This is a genomic window from Actinomycetospora sp. (assembly GCF_055612215.1).
In genome coordinates this window covers 1-1,795 of the sequence record NZ_JBVPVA010000057.1, presented here as the reverse complement: position 1 = coordinate 1,795, position 1,795 = coordinate 1, and the positions used below count along the sequence as shown (strand labels likewise).

Sequence of the window (1,795 nt, the reverse complement as noted above, 5' to 3'; positions counted from 1 at the left end):
GCGAGCTCCGCCGCGACGGCGCGCAGGTAGGCCACCAGGCGTTCCGCCGGGTCGGACACCTCGGCGACGGCGGCCTCCACCCGCCCCGTCGCCGTCCGGAAGAAGCGCACGACCGCCGCCGTCACCAGCTGCTCCTTGGAACCCGCGAGGCCGTAGAGGGTGCGCTTGGAGCAGCGCAGGCGGGCGGCCACGTCGTCGAGGGTGAACCCCGAGAACCCCTCGGCGAGCAGGAGCGCCACGAGCGCGTCGAACAGCTCGTCCCGCCGGACCGCGCCACGGCGGACCGGGCCGTCCGCACGCGTCCCGGCCGTCGTCACCTGGCGATCATAGCCGTCCACGGCTACTCTCATCGGTACTGAGGTTCCCGTTATAGTACCGATAGGACGCATCATGGCGGTCGACCGGCTCCTGCCCACCGACGAGGCCCGGGCGCTCGTCGAGCTCACGCGCGAGGTCGCGGACAAGGAGCTGGCGACGCGCGTGGACGACCACGAGCGCTCCGAGACCTACCCCGAGGGCCTCTTCACCACCCTGGGCGAGACCGGCCTGCTCGGCCTGCCCTACCCGGAGGAGTTCGGCGGCGGCGCCCAGCCCTACGAGGTCTACCTGCAGGTGCTCGAGGAGCTCGCCGCGCGCTGGGCCGCCGTCGCGGTCGCGGTCTCGGTGCACGGCCTGTCCTGCTTCCCGGTGGCCACCTTCGGCACCGCCGAGCAGCAGGCCACGTGGCTGCCGCGGATGCTCGCCGGGGAGCTGATCGGCGGGTACAGCCTCTCCGAGCCGCAGGCCGGGTCGGACGCGGCCGCGCTGCGCTGCCGGGCCGAGCGCCTCCCCGAGGGGGACGACAGGGCCGGGGACTACCGCATCACCGGCGAGAAGGCCTGGATCACCCACGGCGGCCGCGCCGACTTCTACGCGCTCTTCGCCCGCACCGGCGAGGGCTCGCGCGGCATCTCCTGCTTCCTCGCGCCGGGGTCCGCGGACGGCCTCACCTTCGGCAGGCCCGAGGAGAAGATGGGCCTGCACGGCGTCCCGACGACGGGCGCGGTCTGGGACGGCGCGGTCATCGACGGCGACCGGTTGATCGGCACCGAGGGCCAGGGCCTGCCGATCGCGTTCGCGGCCCTCGACAGCGGCCGGCTCGGGATCGCCGCCTGCGCCACCGGGCTCGCCCAGGCCGCGCTCGACGCCGCCGTCGACTACGCCAACGAGCGCGAGACCTTCGGGAAGAAGATCGTCGACCACCAGGGCCTCGGCTTCCTGCTCGCCGACATGGCCGCCGCCGTCGACTCGGCCCGCGCGACCTACCTCGACGCCGCCCGCCGTCGGGACGCCGGTGTGCCCTACAGCCGCCAGGCCAGCGTCGCGAAGCTCGTCGCGACCGACGCCGCCATGAAGGTCACCACCGACGCCGTCCAGGTGTTCGGCGGCTACGGCTACACCCGCGACTTCCCGGTCGAGCGCTACATGCGCGAGGCCAAGATCATGCAGATCTTCGAGGGCACCAACCAGATCCAGCGCCTCGTCATCAGCCGCCACTTCGCGCGGTAGACCCCGGGGCCCGACGGCGGGCCCGGTGGCATGGCGCAGGATGGGCGGCGATGCGGGGATTCCTGATCACGCTGCTCGTGCTCGTCGTGCTGATCGTGGGCGCCGATTTCGGGGCGCGCTGGATCGCCGAGGACCGGGTGGCCACGCAGCTGCAGTCGCAGCTCAAGCTGGCCACCGAGCCCGACGTCGACATCCACGGGTTCCCGTTCGCGACCCAGGCGGCCTCGGGCGACTACGGCGCGGTGAC

3 protein-coding genes are annotated in these 1,795 nt (G+C 73.4%); 2 read left to right on the top strand and 1 reads right to left on the bottom strand.

Going from position 1 to position 1,795, the window contains the following annotated elements; all coding sequences use genetic code 11:
- Positions 1-317: TetR/AcrR family transcriptional regulator (locus tag AC0CYZ_RS01295; protein WP_472211384.1), on the bottom strand; the 317-nt coding region annotated here is incomplete at its 3' end.
- Between the two features lie 73 nt (positions 318-390).
- Between AC0CYZ_RS01295 and AC0CYZ_RS01290 the strand changes: the two genes are divergently transcribed.
- Together AC0CYZ_RS01290 and AC0CYZ_RS01285 are read left to right on the top strand one after the other, a co-directional pair.
- Positions 391-1,548, top strand: coding sequence for an acyl-CoA dehydrogenase family protein (locus tag AC0CYZ_RS01290; RefSeq protein ID WP_472211381.1), 1,158 nt, complete (start codon positions 391-393; stop codon positions 1,546-1,548).
- 50 nt (positions 1,549-1,598) lie between these two features.
- A partial coding sequence (locus tag AC0CYZ_RS01285; protein ID WP_472211378.1) for an LmeA family phospholipid-binding protein occupies positions 1,599-1,795 on the top strand: 197 nt, incomplete at its 3' end.

What these genes read in the sequence shown, in the direction of transcription:
- AC0CYZ_RS01290 (WP_472211381.1), top strand. Translation starts at nt 391, where the DNA reads ATGGCGGTCGACCGGCTCCTGCCCACCGACGAGGCCCGGGCGCTCGTC.